The sequence below is a fragment of the Bradyrhizobium sp. UFLA06-24 genome, assembly GCF_054967145.1.
In genome coordinates this window covers 21507-47861 of record NZ_JADFUE010000007.1, presented here as the reverse complement: position 1 = coordinate 47861, position 26355 = coordinate 21507, and the positions used below count along the sequence as shown (strand labels likewise).

Sequence of the window (26355 nt, the reverse complement as noted above, 5' to 3'; positions counted from 1 at the left end):
CTTTGGGCGTGATAGGCTGAAAGCTGAAAGAGAAGCGGGACCGGTCGTGCTGCAGAAACTCTCCACTTATCGAAAGAAGCGTGACTTCGAGAAAACGCCCGAGCCGTCGGGCAAGACCGCTGTGGCGCCGTCGAAGCAGCGGCGCTTCGTGATCCAGAAGCATGATGCGACCCGGCTGCATTACGATCTCCGTCTCGAATTCGACGGCGTGTTCAAGTCGTGGGCCGTGACGAAAGGGCCCTCGCTCGATCCGCACGACAAGCGGCTGGCGGTCGAGGTCGAGGATCACCCGCTCGACTATGGCGATTTCGAAGGCACGATTCCGGAAGGCCAATATGGCGGCGGCACCGTGATGCTGTGGGACCGCGGCACCTGGGAGGCGGAGGATCCGGAAGCCGGCTTCAGGAAAGGCGATCTCAAGTTCACGCTGCACGGCGACAAGCTGCATGGCAGCTGGGTGCTGGTGCGCATGCGCAACCGCGGCGGCGAGAAGCGAACCAATTGGCTCTTGATCAAGCACCGCGACGAATATGCCAGCGAGGACCAAGACATCCTCGGCGAGGACAAGTCGGTCGCCTCCGGCCGTGCGATGGAGCAGATCGCCGAAGGCAAGGGGCGTGCGCCCAAGCCGTTCATGCTGGCGAAGGGCACGGGCAAGGCTGACGCGGTCTGGCAGTCCAATCGCGCCGAGGAGACGAAGGGCCGCACGGTCAAGCCCGCGCCGCGCGCGGCTTTGAAGGCCCGAAAGTCGGGAAAGAAAACGACGACGGCCACGAGTGCCAAGAAGGTCTCGGAGATGCCGGATTTCGTCGCGCCGCAGCTTTGCACCTCGGTCGAGCGGCCGCCGGCCGGTGAAGGCTGGTGCCACGAGATCAAGTTCGACGGCTATCGCGTGCAGCTCCGGGTCGAGGATGGCGAGGCGACGCTGAAGACGCGCAAGGGCCTCGATTGGACCGACAAGTTTGCGAGCATCGCGAAGGAGGCCGGCGCACTGCCGGACGCGATGATCGACGGCGAGATCGTCGCGCTCGATCACAACGGCGCGCCGAATTTCTCCTCGCTTCAGGCCGCGCTGTCGGACGGCAAGACCGAGGACCTCATCTTCTTTGCGTTCGATCTGCTGTTTGCCGAGGGACAGGACTGCCGCCGTCTGCCGCTCGGCGAGCGCAAGGCACGACTGAAGGAATTGCTGGAAGCGCGCAAGCGCAAGTCGGTGCAGATCCGCTATGTCGAGCATTTCGAGAGCGGCGGCGACGCGGTGCTGCAATCGGCCTGCAAGCTCGAGCTCGAAGGCGTGGTGTCGAAGAAGCTGGATGCTCCCTACCGATCGGGGCGCACCGAAAGCTGGACCAAAGCGAAATGCCGCGCCGGTCATGAGGTCGTGATCGGCGGCTACAAGACCACCAATGGCAAATTCCGCTCCTTGATGGCCGGCGTGCATCGCGGCGACCATCTCGCTTTCGTCGGCATGGTCGGCACCGGCTTTGGTGCCGACAAGGTCAAGCGGATCATGCCGTCGCTGAAGGCGATGGAAGCCAAGGAGAGTCCCTTCGGCGGCAAGAATGCGCCGAAGAAAGCCCGCGAGGTGCATTGGCTGAAGCCCGAGCTCGTCGCCGAGATCGAATTCGCCGGCTTTACCGCCGACGGTAACATCCGCCAGGCCGCGTTCAAGGGCCTGCGCCAGGACAAGCCGGCCGAGGAGGTCGAAGCCGAGACGCCCGTCGATACCGAGCTCGCCGAACCTTCGACGGGGCGGGCGAAGCCCGCCGCAAAAGCCAAATCCGCTCGCTCGGCGAAACAGCCAGGTGGAACCGCGGAGGTGATGGGCGTCGTCATCTCCAAGCCGGACAAGGAGCTGTGGCCTGACGATGGAGAAGGTTCTCCGGTCACCAAGCTCGATCTTGCGCGTTATCTCGAGGCCGTCGGCGACTGGATGATCGTCCACCTCAAGGGCCGGCCGTGCTCGTTGATCCGTGCGCCTGACGGCATCAAGGGCGAGTGCTTCTTCCAGCGCCACGCCATGCAGGGCACCTCGAACCTGCTCGAGCTCGCAAGAGTCTCCGGCGATCGCAAGCCCTACCTGCAGATCGACCGGATCGAAGGGCTCGCGGCCGTCGCGCAGATCGGCGGGGTCGAGCTGCACCCTTGGAATTGCGCACCTTATGCCTATGACACGCCGGGGCGGCTGGTGTTCGATCTGGACCCGGCGCCGGATGTCGACTTCGCCGAGGTCGTGCAGGCGGCCAAGGAGATGCGGCAGCGTCTGACCGATCTCGGCATGGAGAGCTTCTGCAAGACCACGGGCGGCAAGGGCCTTCACGTCGTGGTGCCGCTGCTTCACGGCGCGCGCGACAAGGTGACCTGGAAGGAGGCCAAGGCGTTCGCGCAAGACGTCTGCCAGTGGATGGCCGACGACGATCCCGAGCGCTATCTGCTCAACATGTCCAAGAAGCTGCGCAAGGGAAAGATCTTCCTCGATTATCTGCGCAATGACCGGATGTCGACGGCGGTGGCCCCGCTGTCGCCGCGCGCGCGCGCCGGCGCCACGGTCTCGATGCCGCTGACCTGGGCGCAGGTGAAGAGCGATCTCGATCCGAAGAAATATACGCTGCGCACGGTGCCCGGCCTGTTGCCACGGTCGAAGGCCTGGGAGGGCTATGACGACGCGGCCGCCTCGATCAAGGCGGCGGTGAAGAAGCTCGCGGGGAAAGTGAAGTAGATCTGCGCTCAGGCATAGCTACCGTAAGGGTGGGCAAAGCGGAGCGTGCCCACCAGCTTTTGTTCCAACGAAAAGGTGGGCACGGCGCTGACGCGCCTTTGCCCACCTTACGAGATCGTCGCAGTGTCGTTAGATTCGTCCCATCAACAGCAGGATCAGCAGAATGATGATGACGAGCCCGAGGCCGCCGCCGCCATAATAGCCGGTGCCGTAGAACGGCCCGCCGCCGATGCCGCTGAAGCCGCCGAGCAGGGCGATGACCAGAATGATCAGAATGATCGTACCGATAGACATGCGAATCTCCTCCAGCCCTTTGTGAAAGGGTCGTTGCAACCTGTCCCGTGGTGCGGGGGCAACTTGCCGCACGTTTGTTAGTTCCGGGTTTGAAACAGTACGGCGGGCTCCAACGTGCATGGAACCTTTCTCCGTTCGCCCGGCATGACTATGTGAGATCAGTCACCACAGGGCACCGCCATGTCAGCACCGCTTGTCGTTTCCATTCCGCATCGCCTCGGCCGAGAGGAGGCGGTTCGCCGGCTCAAGACCGGCCTCGGCCGCGCCGCCGCGAGCATTCCGGTAATGCAGGTCGAGGAGGAGCGCTGGAACGGCGACTCTCTGGCCTTCCGCGTCCGCGCGCTCGGCCAGATCGCGAGCGGTCAGGTCGATGTCGCCGATGATCATGTCAAGGTGCAGGTGGTGCTGCCGTGGCTGCTACAGCGCTTTGCCGAGATGGCGCAGGCAGCAATCAAGAAGCGCGGGCAATTGCTGCTGACCAAGGACGAGGGAAAGTAGCTTTCAGGCGCTGAGGCGCTGCCGAGAGGGTTTGGCGGCGCTTGCCGTACGGGCTTCGATGATCGCGGCGGGAAAATCACGGAAGGCCTGCGCGACGGGGAGCTGATTGCGCGCAAGACCAGGTGCGGTATAGCCGCTGATGTCGACGGTTGCGTCAAACCCTTCGAACGTGGGCCATTCGCGGCCCGCTTGGGTGAAGGCAGCGAACTGGCGTGCGACCACGACGATCGCCGCAGCGCGGCCGCGGCGGCGAGCGAAGGCGATGACATGATCCGCGTGCGCACCTTGGACGTCGAGCGGCTGGTAGTCGCCCTGCGCAAAGATGTCGGGGAGTGCGTTACGCAGCTTGAGCAGGTGTCGCGTCCAGGCCAGCTTGAGCCGGCCGTCGGGACGGGACTTGACCAGGTCATGCCAATCCGGATCGTCCAGCACGCGCAGCGCCGCCTCTCGCGCGGCAAAATCCACCGGGCGGCGGTTGTCGGGATCGACCAGCGACAAATCCCAGAATTCGGTGCCCTGGTAGAAATCGGGGACGCCCGGCAAGGTCGCCTTCAGCGTGAGCTGGCTCAGCGAATTCAGCGCACCGAGCAGCGCGACGCGACGGGCAAGGGTCTGCAGCGCGTCCAGGAATTCGCCCGATAGCGTGGGATCGAGGATCTTCGCGATGAAGTCCTTGATGCCGCTCTCATAAGCTTCGTGCGGATTGAGCCAGCTCGTCTCCTCCTTGCCTTCCCGGGCGGCTTTCAGCGCATAGGCCTGGATGCGCTCGACGAAAGCGGCATCCGGCCCCTCGGGCGGCCAGGCACCGAGCAGGGTCTGGTAGAGCATGTATTCGAAGGTTGCTGATGGCGCGCGCAGATGGCCGTGAAGCGCGAGGTGCGGCGCGTTCAGCACCTTCCAGCGTGCCACCGCGCTGGTCCATTCGCCGGGGATCTCGCCGAGCGCCGCGATGCGCGCGCGGGCGTCCTCGCCGCGCTTGGTGTCGTGGGTCGCGGTCGCCGTCATCCCCAGCGGCCATTCCCTGGCGCGGGCACGCATCGCCTCGTGGAAGGCGGGAATGGTGAGGCCCTTGCTCGCGGGATCGCCGCCGACCTCGTTGAGCGCCAGCAGCCGGTGGAATTGATAGAACGCAGTGTCCTCCAGCGACTTCGCCATGACAGGCCCGGTGAACTGCTGCACCTTCAGCGCGAAGCGGCGCACGCGCGGGGCGCTGTGCGGCGGCCGGCCGGGCTTGAGCAGGTCCATGGTCAGGGCATCGCGCAGGAAATCGAAAATGCCTTCGTCGGCCGCGAACCATTCGGCGCGGGCGCGCGCGATGGTGTCGTCGATCAGCTTGCGGTCGAGTGCCGTCGGGCCGCTGTGGGTCAGATAGGTGCGGTAGACCGGGAAGTGCAGCACGTACAGTTCCAGCGCTTGCCGCAGGCTGTCGGCGGAGAAGTCGCGGGTCGAGTAATGCCCGTTGGCGATGCGTGCGAGCAGGCGCGTCAGCACGGTGAATTCGCTGGTCAAGAGCGTCTCCAGCACGCGCCTTTTGGCTTCCTTGACGTAGGGGGCGAGCCGCGGCGGCCGGTTGCTGATCTGCCGCCAGGTTTCGTCCAGCGCTTCCAGCCCCTTGGCATCGACCAGCACCTGGGTGATGGCATTCATCCATTCATAGCCGGTGGTGCCTTGAACGCCGGCGAAGTGCGGCAGCCGTTCGTGCTCGCACAGGATCTTTTCGATCACGGTGTAGAACGGCTTTGCGTTGCCCTGCGTGTCGCGCACCAGCCGGCGCAGCCGCTGGCAATATTGGGCGGGATCGCGCAGGCCGTCGATATGATCGAGGCGGATGCCTTGCAGCTTACCCTCGGCAATGAGCTGCTTTACCAGCCGGTGCGTGGCGGCAAAGGTGCTCGCGTCCTCGACGCGCAGGCCGGCAAGGCCATTGACGTCGAAGAAGCGGCGATAATTGATGTCGCTCGAGGCAAGCCGCCAATGGCCGAGCTTGTAGTTCTGTCGCTCCAGCAGATGATGCAGCGCCAGCGTCTGCGCCGGGCGATCCCTGCCGGCGCGGTAAGCGGCGAGGCCGTGGCTGATGACGTCGGCCGCTTCAGCGATGTCCTTCAACTCGGTCTTGAAGGCGGGAGCTTCCTTGCGGTTGGGGCGCCGCAAGCCGGTGTAGCGCGCGGCGAGCGAGAGCAGGCGCCTGCCGGCTTCGGTCTCGGCGGCGTCTGCCTCCTTCACGATCATCCGCAGGATCTCGCCATAGCGCTCCGGCGCGATCGGCAGCCGATGTTCGAAATACCAGGCGGAAAAGCTGCCTTCGTCGGCATCGTAGCGCAACTGGATATCGCCGCCCTCCAACGCCTCGCCATAGGAGACGCCGAGGATCGGCAGCAGCACGCCGCCGCGGGCGCGAAAGGCCAACTGGTCCCAGTCGATATCGAAGGAGACCGCGTGCGGAGAGGCCTGACCCCATTCCAGCACGTCCAGCCACCAGGGGTTGTCGGAAAAATGCACGCCGACATGGTTGGGCACGAAATCGATGATGAGGCCGAGGTCGTGACGCGCCAGCGCTTCGCTCAGCCGCGCAAAGCCGGCTTCGCCGCCAAGCTCGGGATTGAACTGGCTGTGGTCGACCGTGTCGTAGCCGTGGGTCGAGCCCTTGCGCGCCTTCATCACCGGCGAGGCGTAGAGATGGGTGATTCCCAGCGCCTTGAGGTAAGGCGCCACTGCGGCGGCCTCGTCGAAGCCGAAATCCGCAGTCAGCTGAAGCCGGTAACTCGCAAGAGGAACCGCCGAAGGCATATCAACCTCCGAGATGCCAGATCACCGACCAGGGTGGCAGCCGCTCGCCGGCCGCGGCGCCCCAGATCGGCGCGCCCGTCATGCTGTTGGAGTACGCAACATCCTTGTCCGAGAGGTTGGCAACGAGACGCAGCGTCGCGCCGTCACCCATGCGCCAATGCGCGGTGACGACGCCGTTGTCCGCCGCCTCGGCATTGCCGAACCGCGCGCCCTTCAGCCGCGGCATGATCTCGTTGCGGCGAATTGCGAGCAATTCGCGCACCAGCGCGAGCCGGGCATCTTGCTCCCGCGAACGCCCCGCCCAATCGAGCACGGCTGATTGCGGCGTTGCCGGGTCGAGCGGGTCGGGCACCTCGTCGCCGTACTTCTCATAGGCCCAGGCATATTCCTGCTTACGGCCCTTGCGCACGGCGTCGGCCAGTTCGCCCTGGAAATCGCAGAAGAACGGGAAGGGGACTTTCGAACCCCATTCCTCGCCCTGAAACAGCATCGGCACCATCGGTGCGAGCAGCATCACCGCGAGCGCGGCTTCGATCTGCTTCGGCGATGCCAGACTCTCGAGCCGCTCGCCGAGCGGCCGATTGCCGATCTGGTCGTGGTTCTGCAGGAAGTTGACGAAGGTCGCCGGCGGCAGCTCGCCGCTCGGCTCGCCCCGCGGCTTCTTGCCCCAGAACTCCGAGATCTCGCCCTGATAGACGAAGCCGGAAGCGAGCGCGCGCGCCAGATCCATCCGCGGCGTCTGATAATCCGCGTAATAGCCGGCGTGCTCGCCGGTCAGCATGACGTGCCAGACGTGGTGGTAATCGTCGTTCCACTGCGCGCGGTATTTGCCGTTCGGCGGCTCCTGCGCGGCGTCGAGCAGGCTGGCGCAGTTGTCGCCGTTCTCCAGCACGAGATGGATGTGCCGTCCCGTGGCCTTGGCGAGCTCGCCCGCGGCAACGCTGAGGTCCTGCAGCATCGACTGCTCGCCGGGGACCGCCATGATGTGGTTGGCGGCATCGAGTCTCAAGCCGTCGAAGCGATAGTCGGTGAGCCAGGACAACGCGTTCTCGACCGCGAAGGCGCGGACCTGCGGCACCCGATAATCGATCGTGCTGCCCCAAGGAGTGTGCGCGTCGGTGAAGAAGCCTGGCGCGTAGCGGCCGAGGTAATTTCCTTCCGGTCCGAAGTGATTGTAGACGACGTCCAGGAACACCATCAGCCCGCGCAGATGGGCCTCGTCGATCAGCGTCTTCAGCTCTTCCGGCCGGCCATAGGCACTGTCGGGCGCGTACCACAGCACGCCGTCATAGCCCCAGCCGCGGCGGCCGGCGAAATCGGCCAGCGGCATCAGCTCCAGCGCGGTGATCCCCGTCGCAACGAGATGATCGAGCTTGTCGATCATGGCGCGGTAGCTTCCTTCCGCGGTGAAGGTGCCGACATGGGTCTCGATCAGCACCGTCTCTTCCCAGGGGCGGCCGCGCCAGTCCTTCGCGCGCCATGCGAAGGCGTCGTGATCGATCACCTCGCTCGGGCCGAACACGTCCTCCGGCTGGAACGCCGAGGCTGGATCAGGCACGTCGATTTCGTCGTCGATCCTGAACTTGTAGGGACTGCCGACCGGTAGGCCGGCAATTTCGGCGACATACCAGCCATCCTGCCGGCGCTGCATCGCGTGTCGTCGTTCGAGCAGGAGATCGACCCGACGCGCACCGGGCGCCCATAGTCGGAACGACACGCCGTCCTTGGTCGGCTTCGCCCCGAATGATGGCCTCATAGCGCCCCCGCAAAGGCGAGCACGGAGCGCGGCGGCGCCTTGCTGTCGCTTCCCGGCAGGAAATCGACGCTGTTCAGCTTGGCATCCGTCGTGTTCAGGATCTGCTGCCAGCTCTTGTATTCGGGCATTTTGGGCAATTTGAATGCGATCTCTTCGGGGGCGGCGTTCAGTACGATAAAGATCGCCGCGCTGCCCGGTTCCATCGGTCCCATCACATAAGAGAGGAACCGCCCGTCCGGAAATGTCCAGTCGCTCTCAGTCATCTCGTTGCCTTCGGGCGTCAGCCACAGCGCGCCATACGAAATGCCATCCTTCGGCCGGCCGTCGAGCCAGCGATGGCTGCGCAATTGCGCGAAGCGGTGGCGAATGTCGGCGAGACCGGAGACGAATTCGACCATGTCGTCGCCGCTCTTGCCGAGATTGTCCCAGGAGACCCAGCCGATCTCATTGTCCTGGCAATAGGCATTGTTGTTGCCGGATTGCGAATTGCCGACTTCGTCGCCGGCGAGGATCAGCGGAATGCCCTGTGCCAGCATCAGACAGGCCAGCACGTTCTTGCGCAGCTGGCGGCGCAGGCCGAGAATGTTGGGATCGTCGGTCGGCCCCTCGACGCCGCAATTGTTGCTGTGGTTGTCGTTGGAGCCGTCGCGATTGTCCTCGCCGTTCGCCTCGTTGTGCTTCTCGTTGTAGCTGAAGAGATCGGCGAGCGTGAATCCATCATGCACGGTGATGTGGTTGATGCTGGCGCGCGGCCGCCGTCCGTCGTGGTTGAACAGATCGGAGGAGGCCGTCATGCGGCTGGAGATATCGCCGATCAGGCTGCCTTCGCCGCTCCAGTAGCGGCGCATGGCGCTGCGGTAGCGGTCGTTCCACTCCGACCATTGCGAGGGGAAGGCGCCGACCTGATAGCCGCCGAGCCCGAGATCCCAGGGCTCCGCGACCAGCTTGACGGTCGCCAGCACCGGATCCTGCCGGATCGCGGTGAGAAAGGAGATGCCGCGATCGAAGCCGTTCGGGCCGCGCGCAAGCGTGGTGGCGAGGTCGAAACGGAAGCCGTCGACATGGCAGACCTCTACCCAGTAGCGCAACGAATCCATCACCATCTGCAGCACGCGCGGGTGGGTCAGGTTCACCGAGGAGCCGCAGCCGGTGAAGTCGTCGTAGTAGCGCGGGTTCTCGCGGTTCAGCCAGTAATAGGAGGCGTTGTCGATGCCGCGATAGCACAGCGTCGGTCCGAGATGGTTGCCCTCGGCGGTGTGGTTGTAGACAACGTCGAGCATGACTTCGATGCCCGCGTCGTGCAGGCGCGCGACCGTGGTGCGAAAGGAATCGAGCGCATTGTCCTGGGCGTAGCGCGGCTCGGGCGCGAAAAATGACAGGGTGTTGTAGCCCCAGTAATTGGCGAGCTTCTTCTCGACCAGGATGCGGTCGTCGACGAAGCTGTGGATCGGCAGCAGCTCGATCGTGGTGACGCCGAGCTTCTTCAAATGCTCGATCATCGCCGGCGACGACAGGCCGCCATAGGTGCCGCGCAAATTCGGCGGCACGTCGTCGCGCTTCTGCGTCAGGCCCTTGACGTGGGCCTCGTAGATGATGGTGTCTTCCCAGGGGATGTTGGGGCGGATCTCGCGCCGGCCCCAGTTGAAGGTCTCGTCGACCACGACGGCCTTGGGCATGCCGCGCGCATTGTCGCGCCGGTCGAACGACAGATCTTCGCGCGCCGACCCGGTCCGGTAGGCGAAATGCGCGTCGCTCCACACCAGCCGGCCTGCGAGGCGCTTCGCGTAGGGGTCGAGCAGCAGTTTGTTGGCATTGAAGCGGTGGCCGTGCTCGGGCTCGTAGGGGCCGTGCACGCGATAGCCGTAGAGCTGGCCCGGCGAGACGTCGTTGAGATAGCCATGCCACACGTCCTCGGTGCGCTCCGGCAGCTCGATGCGTTCGAGCTCGCGGCGTCCTTGGGTGTCGAACAGGCACAGCTCGACCTTCTGTGCATTGGCGGAGAACAGCGCAAAGTTGGTGCCGCGGCCGTCCCAGCTTGCACCGAGGCGTGCGGACGATCCAGCAGTCAGGCGCATTGGTCAGCTTTCTGGAACGAGGAAGATCGCGGCGAGCGGTGGAACCGTGAGGCGAAGCTCGGGCGCCTTACCGGCAACGGTCTGAACCTCGCCGATGTTCCCGACATTGGTGCCGCCATAATGGGCGGAGTCCGAATTGAACACCTCTTTCCACTTGCCGGCAAAGGGGACGGGGACGCGGTAGTTGCGATAGACGTTCGGCGAGAAGTTGACGACCACGAGACACCGCGCGTGCTCGTCAAAGCCCTTGCGCAGCCAGGCGAACACGTTGCGGTTGGCATCATCAGTAATCAGCCATTCGAAGCCGGCCTGGTCGCAATCCATCTGGTGCAGCGCCGGCACCGCGCGATAGATCCGGTTGAGGTCGCGGACCAGCGCCTGGATGCCCTGATGGTACTTGTATTCGAGCAGGTGCCAATCGAGCGACTGGTCGTGATTCCATTCGCGGCTCTGTGCGATCTCGCCGCCCATGAACAGCAGCTTCTTGCCGGGATGGCCGAACATGAAGCTGTAATAGGCGCGCAAATTGGCGAAGCGCTGCCATTCGTCCCCGGGCATGCGGCCGAAGATCGAGCGCTTGCCGTGCACGACCTCGTCATGCGACAGCGGCAGGATGAAATTCTCCGAGAAGGCATAGTGCAGGCCGAACAGGATCTCGCCGTGGTGGTATTTGCGGTGGATCGGATCCTTGCTGATGTAGTTCAACGTGTCGTGCATCCAGCCCATGTTCCACTTGTAGCCGAAGCCGAGCCCGCCGAACTCCACCGGACGCGAGACCTGCGGCCACGCAGTTGATTCCTCAGCCGCCGTGGTCGCCTGCGGAAAACGCGCGAACAGTTCGGTGTTGAAGCGGCGCAGGAAATTGATCGCTTCGATGTTCTCGCGGCCGCCATACTGGTTCGGAATCCAGGCGCCGGGCGGGCGGCTGTAGTCGAGGTACAGCATTGACGCGACCGCATCGACGCGCAGGCCGTCGATGGCGTAGCGCTCCAGCCAGAACAGCGCGTTCGACACCAGGAAATTGGTCACTTCGGTGCGGCCGTAATTGTAGATCAGCGTGCCCCAGTCGAGGTGGCGGCCCTGGAGCGGGTTGGCGTGCTCGTAGAGCGAGGTGCCGTCGAAGCTGCCGAGCCCGTGCGGGTCGTCGGGGAAATGGCCGGGTACCCAGTCGAGCAGCACGCCGATGCCTTCGCGATGGCAGGCATCGATCAGTGCGGCGAAATCCTCCGGCGAGCCGAAGCGGCTGGTCGGCGCATAGAGCCCGGTCGGCTGATACCCCCAGGAGCCGTCGAACGGATGCTCGCTGACTGGCAGGAATTCGAGATGGGTGAAGCCCATGTCGCGCGCATAGGCCGGCAGCTGCTCGGCGAGCTCGCGATAGGTCAGCCATTCGTTGCCGTCCTTGCGCCGCCACGAGCCGAGATGGACTTCGTAGATCGACATCGGCGCCGACAGCGCATTGATGCCGTCAGGCGCGGGCCGTGGCCGCGGCAAGTGCGCCTCGTCGAACACGATGGAGGCTGTCTTCGGCCGCAGCTCGCTCGCAAACGCCAGGGGATCGGATTTCAGCGGCAGCAGATGGCCATGCGGCCCGATGATTTCGAACTTGTAGTGATCGCCCGGCTTGGCGTTCGGGATGAACAATTCCCAATAACCGGCGCCGCGCACCCGCATAGGGTGACGCCGCCCGTCCCAGAAATTGAAATCGCCGACCACCGAGACGCGACGCGCATTCGGCGCCAGCACCACGAACCCGATGCCGTCGACGCCTTCGAGCCGCATCGGATGCGCACCGAGCTTGTCGTAGATGCACTGATGGGTGCCTTCGCCGAGCAAATAGAGGTCGAAATCGGTCAGGATGGTCGGAAAGCGGTAGGCGTCCTCGAACTCGACGACGTTGTCGCCGAACTTTGCGCGGAGCTGATAGTGCTTCGAGCCATTCGGCAGCGCGCCGATGAACAGGCCCGAATCGTGGACGCGGTCGAGCCTGGCGATCTCGCCATGCTCGCCGACCGCCTCGACGTTGGTGGCGTCGGGCAGGAACGCGCGCACCACGCTCTTGTCTCCCTCGGGATGCAGCCCGAGATAGTGGAACGGGTCGGAGTGGCGGCCCTCGATGATCGCATAGGCTTCGGCAGGCAATTTAGGCATGGGCTTCGCTCGCGGCACTGGACAGAATGCGAAGCAGGCCGGTCAGCGGCGCGTGGAGCCCCTCAGGCCGGTGGGACAGCTCGTACTCTACCTCGTCGAACGCTTGATCAAGCAGGAAAAACCTTAACATGCTTTCCGCGAAATGGTTCTCTTCCGGCCAGAGCCGCCGGTCGGTCATGGCCTCGCGGTAGGCGGACAGGAACGTCGCCGTGGCATGCTCGCGCCATTCGTCGAGCGCGGCAGTGAGCCGGCCCTGTTCGTCATTCCCGCCCGCGAGCGCCCGGGTGAGCGCCGCGTTAACCGAAAGATCAATCGAGCGGATCAGGCCGGCGACGTCGCGGGCGGCGGGCAGCCTGCGCCGCTTGTCGGCCAGCGCCAGATGTGGATCGCCGTCGAAGTCGATGATGAAGATGTCATCCTTCACGATCAGAGTCTGCCCGAGACGGAAGTCGCCATGATGACGGATGTTCAACCCGCCGATCTCCGATGGCAAGAGCGCGTTGACATGGTCCGGTAAGGTCGTGCGCAACGCGACGAGTCGGTCGACCAGCGGACGGTCGGCTTCGCGCAGGCCGTCCCTGCTATCGGCGAGCCGGCCGAGAACACGCTCCGCGCGCGCCTTGAGATCGCTCGTCCAGCGTTTGATGTCGGCGGGGCCGACCGGTTCAGGGGCCAGGTCGGCGGATGTTGCGGCGGCGAGCGCCATGTGCAACTCGGCGAGCCGGCGGCCGATCTGGGCCATGAAGTGCAGATAGGGCGCCTGCCCCTGGGTCTCGCGATGGGTTTCACCGGCCGGGAGCACCCGCTGCTCGTCGATATAGCGGTCGAGATAGCCCGTGGTGACGGTCCAGCCGTCCCCCTGGTTCTCGACATAGGCATGCAGCACGCCGAGCGCGCTGCTCCTGTCGCCCTCGACCAGCTCGACGCTGCCGAGCAGCGCCGGTGTATTGGGGAAGCGCGCGACCTCGGTGAGATAGCGACCGATCTCGATCTCAGGGTTGGCACCGCTTTCGAGCCGGCGATAGATCTTGGCGACATATTGGTTGTCGACCAGCGCGGTGCTGTTCGACTGCTCGACCGCCCGGATGCGCGCGGGCTCCTTCACGGTGTAGTCGGCGAAGCGGCTGGTGGGCTTGAACTCGAGCCGCAGATTGTTCTCTTCCACCACCAGGTTCTGCGACAAGCCTCGCAGGAAAAGCCCGATGAAGATCTGGTCGGTCGCGACGTCGAGCAGCGTGCCTTCGCGGGCGCCCTGGCGCACGGCGGCGAGTGCCTTCGGGTTGAAGCGCTCGCGGTCGAAACGCACCCACTCGATCTGCATCGGCAGCACGTAGCGCGTTGCGTCGTCCTGCCCCGTCTCGAAAAACGCGATCCAGGGCCTGTTGTCGCCGATGTCGCTGAAGGGCACCGCTGACGTCAGCGTAGCCTTGATGTGCTTGGGATTGTGCTCGGGATACCAGCGCGCCCGTGACAGGAATCCGGGCAGCACGTCGCGCTCGAACACGCCGCGCTCGCGAGCAAGCGAGACCCAGTTCGAATTCACCGGCACCACCAGCGTCTCGAATTCCGGCACCGCGCGCGGCACGACCGGCTCGGACTTGTCGCGCTCCTGGAGCTGGAACCAGTAGAAGCCGTAAGGGCCCAGCGTAATCATGTAGGGCAGTTCGCCGATCGCCGGAAACCGCGTGCGTCCCAGCATCTCCTGCGGGATGCGATCCTTCCACGGCGACAGATCGAGCTCGGTCGCCTGCGCCGCGCGCGACAGGTTGGCGACGCAGAGAATCACTTCGTCGCGATATTGCCGGACATAGGCGAGGACGGCGCGGTTGGCTGGGCGAATGAAGGTCATGGTGCCGCGGCCGAACGCCAGGGTCGACTTGCGCACCGAGATCAGCCGCTTGGTGGCGCTGAGCAGCGACGACAGGCTGCGCGACTGCGCTTCCACGTTGACGGAATCGTAGCCGTAGACCGGATCCATGATCGGCGGCGCGTAGAGGCGGGCGGGATCGGCGCGGGAGAAGCCGCCATTGCGGTCCGGGCTCCATTGCATCGGCGTGCGTACGCCGTTGCGATCGCCGAGATAGATGTTGTCACCCATCCCGATCTCGTCGCCGTAATAGATGATCGGCGTGCCCGGGAATGACAGCAGCAGCGAGTTCATCAATTCGATCTTGCGCCGGTCATTGTCCATCAGTGGCGCGAGCCGCCGGCGGATGCCGACATTGATGCGGGCGCGCGGGTCGTTGGCGTAAGTGGTCCAGAGATAGTCGCGCTCGACGTCGGTGACCATCTCCAGCGTCAGCTCGTCATGGTTGCGCAGGAACAACGCCCATTGGCAGCTTGCGGGGATATCAGGCGTCTGGCGCAGGATGTCGGTGATCGGAAAGCGGTCCTCCTGCGCGATTGCCATGTAGATGCGCGGCATGAGCGGAAAATGATAGGCCATGTGGCACTCGTCGCCGCGGCCGAAATATTCCTGCACGTCCTCGGGCCATTGATTGGCCTCGGCCAGCAATAGCTTGCCCTTGGAATAGGCGTCCAATTCCTGGCGCAGGCGCTTGATGATCGCATGCGTCTCGGGGAGATTCTCGTTCGAGGTGCCCTCGCGCTCGCAGAGATAGGGAATCGCATCCAGCCGGAAGCCGTCGACACCGGCATCCAGCCAGCGCTTCATCACCTGGATGATGGCGCTGACGACGCGCGGATTGTCGAAATTGAGATCGGGCTGATGCGAGAAGAAGCGGTGCCAGTAGAACGCGCCGGCCTCGGGATCCCAGGTCCAGTTCGACTTCTCGGTGTCGGTGAAGATGATGCGCGTGCCCTGGTATTTCTGGTCGGTGTCGCTCCAGACATACCAGTTGCGGGCGCTCGAGCCGGGATGGCTGCGGCGCGCGCGTTTGAACCATTTGTGCTGGTCCGAAGTGTGGTTCACCACGAGCTCGGTGATGACCCGCAAGCCCCGCTTCTGCGCCTCCTGGATGAAGCGCTTGAAGTCCTTCATCGTCCCGAAATCGGGATTGATCGAACCGTAGTCCGCGATGTCGTAGCCGTCGTCGCGGCCGGGCGAGGGATAGAACGGCAGCAGCCACAGGGCGGTGACGCCGAGATCCTGGAGATAGGGGAGTTTCTCGGTCAGCCCGGCAAAATCGCCGATGCCGTCATTGTTGCTGTCGGCGAAGGCCTTGACGTGGAGCTGGTAGATGATGGCGTCCTTGTACCAGAGCTCATCCACGATCTCGGCAGCCTCAACCTTCTTGGTGTCGACGGAAGACAGAACATTCATGGCGTGACCCTTTACGCCAGGCAGCGGAACACGAGCGCCGGATCGCGGTCGGGATCGATACGCAACCTGATCCCGCCCCATTCGATGCGGGAGTGTTCGCCGGTGAAGAGATTCTCAAGTGCCGTCACATGGCGTCGCTGCCCACCGACGTCAACCATGACATCACCGAGCGGCAGCCAGAATTCGCGCACATGGCGCGAGAGCGCAATGGCTGCGACGACCGTGTTGGCTGGTTCGGCTGCCTCCTTCATGAAGGCGATGGTCTCGCCGTCCTCGATGCCGAGGAACCGCAGATCGACGGTCTGCTGCAGGGCTGCGTTGTCATTGCGGATGCGGTTGAGCGCCGCGATGTAGGGCTTGATGTTGCCGGGCTTGTCCCAGTCGCGCTGGCGGATCTGGTACTTCTCGGAATCCAGATATTCTTCGTGGCCCGGGACGGCCTCGTGTTCCAGCAGCTCGAAACCGCTGTAGAGGCCGTAATTGCCTGATAGCATGGCGGCCAGCGCGACGCGCGACTTGAACATCCAGGCTTTGCCGCTCTGGAGATGATAGGGCAGCAGGTCCGCGGTGTTGACGAACAGGTGCGGGCGATAGAAGTCGCGCTCCGGATAGCGGGTCATTTCGCCGAGATACTGCTCAAGCTCCCACTTGCCGGTGCGCCAGGGGAAATAGCTGAAGGATTGCGAGAAGCCGAGCTTGGCGAGGCCCTTCATCAGCTTCGGCCGCGCAAACGTCTTGGAGAACAGGATCACCTCGGGATGCCGCGAGCGGATGTCGCGGATCAGCCACTCCCAGAACGGCAGCGGCGCGGTGTCGTGATTGTCGATCGCGAAGATGGTGACGCCATGATCGATCCAGAACAGCATGGCATCGCGAAACGCGTTCCACAGCCCGATGCGGTCGACGGAGGCGAAATCGGGGATGACGATATCCGAATAGGGGCCATCCGCCGTCCGCACCGAGCGGTCCGGCCGCCATTTGAACCATTCCGGATGTTGCGACAGCCAGGGATGATCCGGCGAGCATTGCACGGCGAAGTCCAGCGCGAGCTCGAGGCCGTATTCGAGACAGGTCGCGACCAGCGCCCGAAAATCCTCGATCGTGCCGAGCTCGGGATGCAGCGCATCGTGGCCGCCTTCGGCCGCGCCGATGGCGTAAGGCGAGCCCGGCTCGCCTTCGGTCGCAACAGGTGCATTGTTGCGGCCCTTGCGCCTGGTGCGGCCGATCGGGTGGATCGGCGTGAAATACAAGACGTCAAAGCCCATCGCGGCGATATCGGGCACGCGCGCGATGCAGTCGCGGAGAGTGCCGTGCTGGCCCGCGACCGCGCTCTGGCTGCGCGGCATCATCTGATACCAGGCGCCGAAGCGCGCTCTGTCGCGGTCGATGACAACAGGGAAATTCGCAGAACGCGTCAGATCGGGGCGGGCCTGGCTCTCGGCCATGGCCTCGCTGAGTTCAGTCGCAAGCAGCGGGGCGACATCGCCGCTGCCGAGATAGTCCTCGCATTGCCTCGCGATCACGGCCGCCGCGTCCTGTCGCGCGCCATGCGCCTTGGTCAGCAGGCCCGCGCCCTCGATCGCATCGAGCGTGACATCGCCGCCGGCGAGCTGCTTGCGTTCGAGCCCATGACGCCAGGTGGCGAATTCGTCGGTCCAGGCTTCGATGGCATAGACATATTGGCCTGCTTCAGCCGGCACGAACGCACCGGACCAGCGGTCGTTGCCGTGATGGATCATGGTCTCGCGTCGCCATTCCCGCTCCTGCTCGCCACGCCAGACCAGCGCGGCGCTGATGGTGGCATCGCCGTCGCGATAGATGTCCGCCCACACTTCGACCGGATCGCCCGCAATCCGCTTCACGGCGAAGCGGCCGCCGTCGATCGAGGGATAGACGTCTTCGATCAGGAAAGCGCTGCCGGCAGCGGCACTCTCGACAGTTTGAATTGTCTTGTTCACGGTGATGCCATTGACAAGAAAGCAGGGGCCCGTTTCCCTTGCCGGGAACCTACGCTTGATACCACTATAGAAAGCCGCTTGTGTGTCATTGGTTCCCTTGGGAACAGCAAGCGCAGTTTGTGAGTTAAGTCCGACTAACCTCTTCCGCGACCACGTTAAAATCGATGCCACCGGCCTGATAAGGGCCTGCAAGCTGCGTGCCGAATGGACCTTTTAGCTCAAGCCCGGATCAAGGGCGTCCAATCCGAATTCGTCGATGCGCTCGGAAAGTTGCGGATCACCGCGCCCGAAGCGCTCAAATCCATCCTCGAGGCCCTGCCGGAGAAGCGGGTCTATCGCTTCGCCAGCGGGCCGGTCGTGGTGCGCGCGCTGGGCAATCCGCGCACCGAGCTTGCGGCCGTCGGCACCGCGCCGTTGCAGTGGAAAATCACAGGTAATGGCAACCTGATTGCACAGGGCGAGACGCCCGAGCCCGTGATCGCCTGGCCCGCCGGCCTGCCACTCGGTTATCACCGGCTGACGCTGACTGATGGCGCGGGCGCGACGGAAGAGGTGCCGATGATCGTGGCACCCGAACGGGCCTTCGGCGGCGATTTCGACCGCGGCTGGCTGCTCGCCGTGCAGCTCTACAGTGTTCGCTCGAACCGCAATTGGGGCATCGGCGATTTCACCGATCTGGCCGGCCTCGTCAGGCTGGCGAAACAACTGGGCGCCGATGGCGTCGGGCTCAATCCGCTGCATGTTCTGTTCGACGATCAGCCGGCCGATTGCAGTCCTTATTCGCCGAACAGCCGGCTGTTTCTCAATCCGCTCTATATCGACGTGGAGGCCATTCCGGAATTTTCCGCGGACCTCGTCCCGGACGCGGCCGCGACTGCCGCGCGGCTGCGTGAAGGCGATCGGGTCCCCTATGCCGATATGGCCGCGCTGAAATGGCTCGCCTTGCGCGCGGCCTTCGACAGTTTCATGAAAACCGCGAGCGGCGTCCGCCGCACCCAGTTTGATGCTTTCCGCGCCGACCGAGGACCGCTGCTGTCACGCTTTGCCTGTTTCGAGGTGCTGCGGCATCGTTTCAACAGACCATGGTGGGAATGGCCAGCGGAGTGGCAGCAGCCGGACGATGCCAAATGCGCAAGCTTGCGCAACGGCGCCGAGAAGCGCGAGGTCGAGTTCGTCGAATTCGTGCAATGGACGGCGGATAGCCAGTTGCACGCGGCCAAGCAGCTCTCGGCCGAGCTCGGCATGCGCGTCGGGCTTTATCTCGACGTCGCCGTCGGCGTGCAATCCAACGGCTTCGATGCCTGGAACGAGCAGGCGGCGATCTCGCGGCATCTCGCGGTCGGCGCACCGCCGGATGTGCTCAACACCGTCGGGCAGGACTGGGGCCTTGCCGGCTTCAACGCAGGCGGCCTGGAGGCGCAATCCTTCGTGCCCTTCGCGAACATGCTGGCCGCCTCGATGCGCCATGCCGGCGCCATCAGGCTCGATCACGTGCTCGGCTTGAAGCGGCTTTATCTGGTGCCGCGCGGCTTCAAGCCCGATAACGGCGCCTATGTGCAGATGCCGCTCGAGGCGCTGCTCGCCGCGGTCGTCCGCGAGAGCGTCGCGCACAAATGCATCGTGATCGGCGAGGACCTCGGCACGGTTCCGGAAGGCTTTCGCGAGACCATGCAGGATTTCGGCATCTGGTCGTATCTCGTCATGATGTTCGAGCGCGACGATGCCGGCCATTTCCGCAATGTCGATCATTACCGGCCGAACGCGCTTGTCACTTTGAACACGCATGATCTCTGCACCTATGCGGGCTGGCGCTCGTTCAGCGATCTCAGGATGAAGCGTTCGCTCGGGCTCGATCCGGGCGAGGACGATCAGGCCCGCTGGAATGCGCTCGGCGGGCTCGACCGGATCCTGCGCCAGAACGGCATCAGCGCCAATGATCTCTATTCGGTGCTCACCTTCCTGTCGCGCACGCCGTCGCGGCTGCTCGCGGTCTCGATGGAGGATCTGCTCGGGGTGATCGACCAGCCCAACATTCCCGGCACCATCGACGAGCATCCGAACTGGCGCCAGCGGCTTCCCGTCGCGCTCGACAAGATCGCGACCAAGGTCGATCTCGCGGCTTTGAAGGCCGCGACGCGGGAACGTTCGCTGCACGGCGGGAGTTGACAGGCCAGGGGAATTCCTGGACTCGCACGACATTGTCTCAGAGGATCGAAGACTATGCACTGATCGGCGACTGCGAGACCGCGGCGCTGGTGGGGCGCAACGGCTCGATCGACTGGCTGTGCTGGCCCGCCTTCGATTCCGACGCCTGCTTCGCCGCAATCCTCGGCACCCACGAGAACGGCCGTTGGCTGATCGCGCCGGGCGAGGATGTCACCACGACCTCGCGCCGCTATCTCGGCGACACCCTCATCCTGGAAACGCGCTTCGAAACCAAGAGCGGCATCGTTGCGCTGATCGATTTCATGCCGCTGCGTGGCAAGGCGTCCGATATCGTGCGGCTGGTGCGCGGCCTCGAGGGCGCCGTGAAGATGCGGATGGAGCTCGTGCTCCGCTTCGGCTTCGGGGTCAACATTCCCTGGGTGCGCCGGATCGACCATTCGCTGCTGGCGATCGCCGGCCAGGACATGACGGTGCTGCGCACGCCGGTCGAGACCCGCGGCGAGGACCTGACCACGGTCTCCGAGTTCGAGGTGAAAGCCGGCGAGACCGTACCATTCGTGCTGACCTACGGCCCCTCCCATCTCGACCCGCCCGAGCCGATCGACCCGGAGACCGCGCTTGGGGAGACGCAGAAGTTCTGGGAGGAGTGGTGCAATCATTGCACACGCGACGGTCCGTATCATGACCTGATCGTGCGCTCGCTGATCACGCTGAAGGCGCTGACCTTCGGTCCCACCGGCGGCATCGTCGCCGCGCCCACCACCTCGCTGCCGGAGAAGCTCGGCGGCAGCAGGAACTGGGATTACCGCTTCTGCTGGCTGCGCGATGCCACCTTCACGCTGCTGGCGCTGATGAACTCCGGCTACACCGAGGAAGCTTCGGCCTGGCACAATTGGCTGCTGCGCGCCGCGGCCGGCTCGCCCGCCAATATGCAGATCATGTACGGCATCTGGGGGCAGCGGCGGCTTCTGGAATGGGAGGCGGGCTGGCTCGACGGCTATGAGGGCGCGCAGCCGGTGCGTGTCGGCAACGCCGCGCATGCACAGCTTCAGCTCGACGTCTACGGTGAACTGATCGACGCCTTCCACCAGTCGCGCATGGCCAAGCTCAAGCTGAATGAGGAGAGCTGGGCGCTGGAATGCGCCGTGCTCGATCATCTCGCCGAGGTCTGGGACCATCCCGACCACGGCATCTGGGAGCGGCGCGGCGAGCCGAAGCACTATGTCTTCTCCAAGGTGATGACCTGGGTTGCGTTCGACCGGGCCATCAAGAGCGCCGAGACGTTCGGCTTCAAGGCGCCGCTGCTGCACTGGCGCGCTTTGCGCGAGGCGATCCATCGCGACGTCTGCGACAGGGGATTTGACGCGCAGGAGAATACGTTCGTCGAATCCTATGGGTCGAAACGGCTCGATGCCAGCCTGCTGCTGTTGCCCGGTGTCGGCTTTCTTCCGCCGGAAGACCCGCGCATCCGCGGCACCATCGCGGCCGTCGAAAAGCACATGATGCGCGACGGTTTCGTGCTCCGGCATGATCCGCGCGAGCTGGCTTCGGGGCAGCCGCCGCTCGAAGGCGCGTTCCTGGCCTGCAGCCTGTGGCTCGCCGATGCCTATGTGTTGTCGGGCGATCCCGACAAGGCGCAAGTCCTGTTCGACCGCGTGGTCGGGATCGCGAACGACGTCGGGCTGTTGGCCGAAGAGTATGATTCAGGCGCCAGGCGCCAGACCGGTAATTTCCCGCAGGCGCTGACGCACATCGCCCTGATCAACACCGCGCATAATCTGTCGGCGGCACGGCAGAAGAGCGAGAAGCCGGCGATGCAGCGGTCGAAGTAAGGAGAGCGCCGCTCACTCCGTTCCCTGCCCCCTTGTGGGGGAGGGGCAGGGAGGGGGGTGCCACACGGGGATTCTTTCCGTCGCGCGCCTGCCCCGATACAGTCTCAACGACCGACACCTTTTCCTGGGCTACCCCTCTCCCTAGCCCTCCCCCACAAGGGGGGAGGGAACGCACTATCATCGGGGTGAGGACTGGGGCCTTCGGGCACTAACCCGCCCCGTTCCGCTTCAGGATCATCTCCATCGCCTCGGCAAAACCATCCTGCTCGTTGCTGGCCGTGACGTGCGTAGCCTGGTCCTTGACATTATCGGTGGCATTGCCCATCGCGATCGAGGTGCCGCTGACGCTGAACATCGCGAGGTCGTTCTGCATGTCGCCGATGGTGGCGACCGCATCCAGCGAAATGCCGAGGCGCTTGGCCATGGCCTGCACGAACGTGCCCTTGTTGAAGCCGGGCGGGGTGATGTCGAGATAATAGGTCTGCGAGCGCACCGCGGTGGCCTCGCTGCCCAGCGCCTCCTGCATCGCCTTCTCGCAACGTTCCAGACCTGCCGCATCGGCGCTGGCGCCGACGATCTTGCAGGCGCTCGAAAGATATGGGGAGAAATCCGTCACCATCGTCGGATCGGCACGGATCGTGTGCTGCTCGTGGGCAACATAGCTGCCCCGCGGATTGTCGATCAGCCATTTGTCCGCGGTGAACAGCCAGATATCGGCGCCGAAATCCCTCAGGATCTGCAGCGATCGTTGCGCCGCGTTGGCCGGAATGAGGTGCTGTTCGACCGGCCTCATCTCGGGGTCGATGATCGAGGAGCCGTTGAACGGACCGACCGGCAACCACAGCGCCAGCGGATCGATCAGGAAGCGCATGCCGATCGCGGGGCGGCTCGAGGTGATGGTGAAGCCGATGCCGGCCTGGTGCAGCCGCTGCACAGCGCTCCGCGCGCGGTCCGTCAGCGTCTTGTCCTTGGTCAGCAGCGTGCCGTCGACATCCGAGACCACGAGTGAGATTTTCGTCATGTGATGGCCTTGCTTGTCCCGCTGTCGATCTTCAGCTGCCGCACGATGCCGTCCACGATCGCCTCGACGGTTTCGTCGATCGACGCGGTGATCACATGCTCGCTCGCCTCCGGCGGTTCCAGGGTGTTGAACTGGCTGGTGAGGAGGCCGGGCGGCATGAAGTGGCCCTTGCGTTGGGCGAGGCGATCGGCGATCAGCTCCTGCGTGCCCTTCAGGAAGATGAAGCGGACGTCGTCCCGTCCGCGCAGCAGTACGTCGCGATAGGTGTGCTTGAGCGCGGAACAGGCGATGATGACGTGCTCGCCGCTGTTGCAGACCCGCGCGATCTCGTCGGCGATGGCATTGAGCCAGGGCCAGCGGTCCTCGTCGGTGAGCGGATGGCCGGCCCGCATCTTCTCGACGTTGCTCGCGGGGTGAAAGCTGTCGCCGTCCTCGAACCGCCAGCCGAGGCGCTCACTAAGCGCCGCTGCAACTGTGCTCTTTCCCGAGCCCGACACGCCCATCACGATCAAGGCACAAGGTGCTTTAACGCCCGCCACGAATTTCCTCCGGAAGCGCGGCCCTGTCGACCAGCCAGACGGTCTCACCATTCGAGCGCGCGCGTAAGGCCGGCAGATTCTCGCCATTGAGCAGGCGCGTCAAGATCGGCTGCTTGTCGTGCCCTGATATCTCGAACAGCATCTCGCGGCAGGAGGCCAAGGCGGGCAGGGTGAGCGAGACCCGCGGCACGAAAGGCGCGACATTGGCCTTGGGGACGCCGACGACCCAGCGCGCGGTCTCCTCGACGGCGGGATAACCGGGAAACAGCGAGGCGGTGTGGCCGTCCGGGCCTGCGCCCATCAGGACGAGATCGAACAGCGGTCGCGCCGGATCGAGCTTTTCAGATCCGTAGAAAGCTTGCAGCTCGCGCGCATAGGCCGCGGCGCTCTCGTCCGGATTTTCGACCGCGGTCGGAATCGGATGAATATGGTCTGGCGGCGCGTTGCGATCGAGAAAGGTGCTGCGAGCGACCGCCATGTTGTTGAGAGGATCGCTCTCGGGCACGAAGCGCTCGTCACCGATGAACCAGTGCACGCGCTCCCACGGGATTTTGCCGCGCCAGCCGTCGCTGCCGAGCAGCTGGTAGAGCTTCTTCGGGCTCGAGCCTCCGGTGAGGCAGATAGCGATGCGGCCGGAATTGGCTGACATCTGCGCGAGCACCCGTTCGGCTGCGGCTTGCGCCAGGGCCTCGGCGTCGGCGACGACGATCAGCTCCGGCGGGGCGGCCGCCGCCATCACGAGAACTTCCGCCAGCTGCGGCCGTCGCGCCGCAGCAGTTCGTCCGCGCATTTGGGGCCGTCGCTGCCTGCTTCATAGGTCTCGATGCCGTTGCTGCCCGCCGTCTTCCAGGCGTCGAGGAACGGTTGCACCGCCTGCCAGCCGGCCTCGATGCCGTCGGCGCGCTGGAACAGGATGTTGTCGCCGATCATGCAGTCGTAGATCAGCGTCTCGTATCCGGTGGAGGGATCGGCCCGGAAATAATCGCCGTAGCGGAATTTCATCTCGACGCCGTCGATGGTGATGCTCGGCCCCGGGATCTTGGCGTTGAACTGCAGCTCGATGGTCTCGGTCGGCGCGATGCCGATGGTGAGGAAGTTCTGCGAGAGGCGGTCGACGGTCGTGCCAGAGAACATCGACAGCGGCGCCTGCTTGAACTTGATTGCCACCTCCGTGCGCTTGTGGCCCAGCGCTTTGCCCGTGCGCAGATAGAAGGGCACGCCGGCCCAACGCCAATTGTCGATCATCAGCTTCAACGCGACAAAGGTCTCGGTGGTGCTGCCGGGCTTGACGTCCTCGGTCTTGCGGTAATCCGGAATGTCCTCGTCGCCGACCCGGCCTGCGAGATATTGCGCGCGCACCGAATTCCTCAGAGCTTCCTCCAGGCTCGGCTGCTGAATGGAGGTGAGCACCTCGGCCTTCTCCGAGCGGACGGAATGGGCGTCGAACCGCGCGGGTGGCTCCATCGCTACCAGCGACATCAACTGGAACAGGTGGTTCGGCACCATGTCGCGCAACGCGCCGGTGGCATCGTAGAAGCCGCCGCGATGGCCGACGCCGAGCTTCTCCTCGACCGTGATCTGGACGTGGTCGATATGGTTGCGATTCCAGATCGGCTCGAACATGCCGTTGGCAAAGCGCAGCACCAGGATGTTCTGCACCGTCTCCTTGCCGAGATAGTGATCGATCCGATAGATCTGGTGCTCCTGCATGATCTTGAGCAGCTCGGCGTTCAGCGCCTTGGCCGAGGCGAGATCGGTGCCGAACGGCTTTTCGATCACCAGCCGCCGCCAGGCGCCGTTCTCCTTCATCATGCCGGTACGCCCGAGCTCGCGCGCGGTCGGGGCGAAGGCAGCGGGCGGGGTCGCGAGATAGAAGAGGCGGTTGCCGCCGGTACCTTGCGAGCACTCCAGGCCATCGAGATGCTCGCGCAGGCGGTCGAACGACGGCGGGTCTTTCGCGTCGGCTTCGACGAAGGTCACGCATTGCAGCAGTTGCCTGGCGATATCGTCGTCCACCGGGCGCGTCGCGAACTCGCGCAGGCCCTGCATCAGGCTGTCGCGGAGCTCGTCGTCGGTCTGCGGCTTGCGGGCCACGCCGACGACGCAGAACTTTTCCGGCAACAGGTTTTCGGCGGCGAGATTGTAGAGCGATGGCATCACGAGGCGATGGGTGAGATCGCCGGTGACACCGAAAATGACGAAGGCGCAGTTTTCCGGCTTACGCTTGGCTTGCGGGTCTTTTGTCACGAACGAGGGGCCTTCGCTTGATGGTATTTCTTATTTGATTTTCGCGGCGTCGGGCTGCGTCGGCTCCTTGTGGCCGCCGAATCCCGCACGCATCGCGGAGAGAATTTTTTCGGCGAAGGTGTGTTCCTTGCGGGAACGGAAACGTGCGTAGAGCGCCGCGGTCAGCACCTCGGCCGGCACGGCCTCGTCGATCGCCGCATTCACGGTCCAGCGTCCTTCGCCGGAATCCTCCACGAAGCCGGAATATTCCGACAGTTGAGGGCTGTCGGCGAGCGCTGTCGAGGTGAGGTCGAGCAGCCAGGACGGGATCACGCTGCCACGCCGCCACACTTCGGCGATGTCGGCGAGGTCGAAATCGTAACGGTGATCGGCGGGCAAGGCTTCGATATTGGCATTCTTGAGGATGTCGAAGCCTTCTGCATAGGCCTGCATCAGGCCGTATTCGATGCCGTTGTGGATCATCTTGACGAAATGCCCGGCGCCGACGGGGCCGGCATGGATGTAGCCCTGCTCGATGCGGGGATCGCGCCCCTCGCGTCCTTCGGTGCGCAGAATCTCGCCGGGGCCGGGCGCCAGCGCGGCGAAGATCGGATCGAGCCCGTCGACCACCTGCTTTTCTCCGCCGATCATCATGCAATAGCCGCGGTCGAGACCCCAGACGCCGCCTGAGGTGCCGACGTCGACATAGTGGATACCGCGCGCCTTCAGCGCCTTGCCGCGCCGAACATCGTCCTGCCAGAAGGTGTTGCCGCCGTCGATGATGACGTCGCCTTCCTGCATCACCCCCGCAATGGTGTCGATCGTCGTCTCGGTGATGTGGCCTGCCGGCAGCATCACCCAGGCGGTGCGCGGCCGCTCCAGTTTCGAGATAAACTCTTCGAGGCTCGCCGAGCCCACCGCACCGTCCGCGGCGAGACCGGCAACGGCCTTGGCGTCCTTGTCATAAACCACGGTCGAATGGCCATGGCGCATCAGCCGGCGAACGATGTTGCCGCCCATCCGGCCGAGGCCGATCATGCCGAGTTGCAT

The 26355-nt window shown here is 64.5% G+C and carries 16 protein-coding genes; 4 read left to right on the top strand and 12 right to left on the bottom strand.

Going from position 1 to position 26355, the window contains the following annotated elements:
• The first annotated feature begins 46 nt into the window (after positions 1-46).
• Positions 47-2719 carry a DNA ligase D gene (ligD, locus tag IF809_RS08440; protein WP_462837347.1) on the top strand — a complete coding sequence of 891 codons (2673 nt, stop codon included), beginning with the start codon at positions 47-49 and terminating at the stop codon, positions 2717-2719.
• Positions 2720-2848: 129 nt separating this feature from the next.
• On the opposite strand, the gene IF809_RS08435 is transcribed toward ligD, so the two are convergent.
• A complete protein-coding gene (locus tag IF809_RS08435) occupies positions 2849-3013 on the bottom strand; it encodes a DUF3309 family protein (RefSeq protein ID WP_084298933.1) in 165 nt (54 codons plus the stop codon).
• 180 nt (positions 3014-3193) lie between these two features.
• On the opposite strand from IF809_RS08435, the gene IF809_RS08430 reads away from it, so the two are divergent.
• On the top strand, positions 3194-3511 hold the full coding sequence (locus IF809_RS08430; protein WP_453982286.1) for a polyhydroxyalkanoic acid system family protein: 318 nt from the start codon (positions 3194-3196) through the stop codon (positions 3509-3511).
• 3 nt (positions 3512-3514) lie between these two features.
• On the opposite strand, the gene treY is transcribed toward IF809_RS08430, so the two are convergent.
• From treY to IF809_RS08400, 6 genes are read right to left on the bottom strand one after another with little or no spacing between them, the layout of a single operon-like run.
• The gene (treY, locus tag IF809_RS08425; RefSeq protein WP_462837346.1) at positions 3515-6298 is read right to left on the bottom strand and encodes a malto-oligosyltrehalose synthase; all 2784 of its coding nucleotides are present in this window, start codon (positions 6296-6298) and stop codon (positions 3515-3517) included.
• A 1-nt stretch (position 6299) separates the two neighbouring features.
• Positions 6300-8054, bottom strand: coding sequence for a malto-oligosyltrehalose trehalohydrolase (gene treZ / locus IF809_RS08420; protein ID WP_462837345.1), 1755 nt, complete (start codon positions 8052-8054; stop codon positions 6300-6302).
• Entirely contained in the window at positions 8051-10129 is a 2079-nt protein-coding gene (gene glgX / locus IF809_RS08415; RefSeq protein ID WP_462837344.1) for a glycogen debranching protein GlgX, read from the bottom strand. The genes treZ and glgX overlap by 4 nt, the downstream gene beginning before the upstream one ends.
• Positions 10130-10132: 3 nt before the next feature.
• On the bottom strand, positions 10133-12280 hold the full coding sequence (glgB, locus tag IF809_RS08410; protein ID WP_462837343.1) for a 1,4-alpha-glucan branching protein GlgB: 2148 nt from the start codon (positions 12278-12280) through the stop codon (positions 10133-10135).
• Entirely contained in the window at positions 12273-15563 is a 3291-nt protein-coding gene (gene treS, locus IF809_RS08405; protein ID WP_462837342.1) for a maltose alpha-D-glucosyltransferase, read from the bottom strand. Before treS ends, glgB begins: the two co-directional genes overlap by 8 nt.
• A gap of 11 nt (positions 15564-15574) precedes the next feature.
• A complete protein-coding gene (locus IF809_RS08400) occupies positions 15575-17521 on the bottom strand; it encodes a maltotransferase domain-containing protein (RefSeq protein WP_462837341.1) in 1947 nt (648 codons plus the stop codon).
• A gap of 204 nt (positions 17522-17725) precedes the next feature.
• On the opposite strand from IF809_RS08400, the gene malQ reads away from it, so the two are divergent.
• Positions 17726-19687, top strand: coding sequence for a 4-alpha-glucanotransferase (gene malQ / locus IF809_RS08395; protein ID WP_462837340.1), 1962 nt, complete (start codon positions 17726-17728; stop codon positions 19685-19687).
• Positions 19684-21519 (top strand): glycoside hydrolase family 15 protein, encoded by a 1836-nt coding sequence (locus IF809_RS08390; RefSeq protein ID WP_462837339.1) that lies wholly within the window; start codon positions 19684-19686, stop codon positions 21517-21519. The genes malQ and IF809_RS08390 overlap by 4 nt, the downstream gene beginning before the upstream one ends.
• Positions 21520-21727: 208 nt before the next feature.
• On the opposite strand, the gene IF809_RS08385 is transcribed toward IF809_RS08390, so the two are convergent.
• From IF809_RS08385 to gnd, 5 genes are read right to left on the bottom strand one after another with little or no spacing between them, the layout of a single operon-like run.
• Complete coding sequence (locus IF809_RS08385; protein WP_453995786.1) at positions 21728-22540, bottom strand: HAD family hydrolase; 813 nt, start codon at positions 22538-22540, stop codon at positions 21728-21730.
• Positions 22537-23079, bottom strand: coding sequence for a gluconokinase (locus tag IF809_RS08380; RefSeq protein ID WP_128964556.1), 543 nt, complete (start codon positions 23077-23079; stop codon positions 22537-22539). The genes IF809_RS08385 and IF809_RS08380 overlap by 4 nt, the downstream gene beginning before the upstream one ends.
• Entirely contained in the window at positions 23066-23815 is a 750-nt protein-coding gene (gene pgl, locus IF809_RS08375; protein ID WP_462837338.1) for a 6-phosphogluconolactonase, read from the bottom strand. The genes IF809_RS08380 and pgl overlap by 14 nt, the downstream gene beginning before the upstream one ends.
• A complete protein-coding gene (gene zwf / locus IF809_RS08370) occupies positions 23815-25326 on the bottom strand; it encodes a glucose-6-phosphate dehydrogenase (RefSeq protein WP_462837337.1) in 1512 nt (503 codons plus the stop codon). The genes pgl and zwf overlap by 1 nt, the downstream gene beginning before the upstream one ends.
• A 30-nt stretch (positions 25327-25356) precedes the next feature.
• A complete protein-coding gene (gene gnd / locus IF809_RS08365) occupies positions 25357-26355 on the bottom strand; it encodes a phosphogluconate dehydrogenase (NAD(+)-dependent, decarboxylating) (protein ID WP_462837336.1) in 999 nt (332 codons plus the stop codon).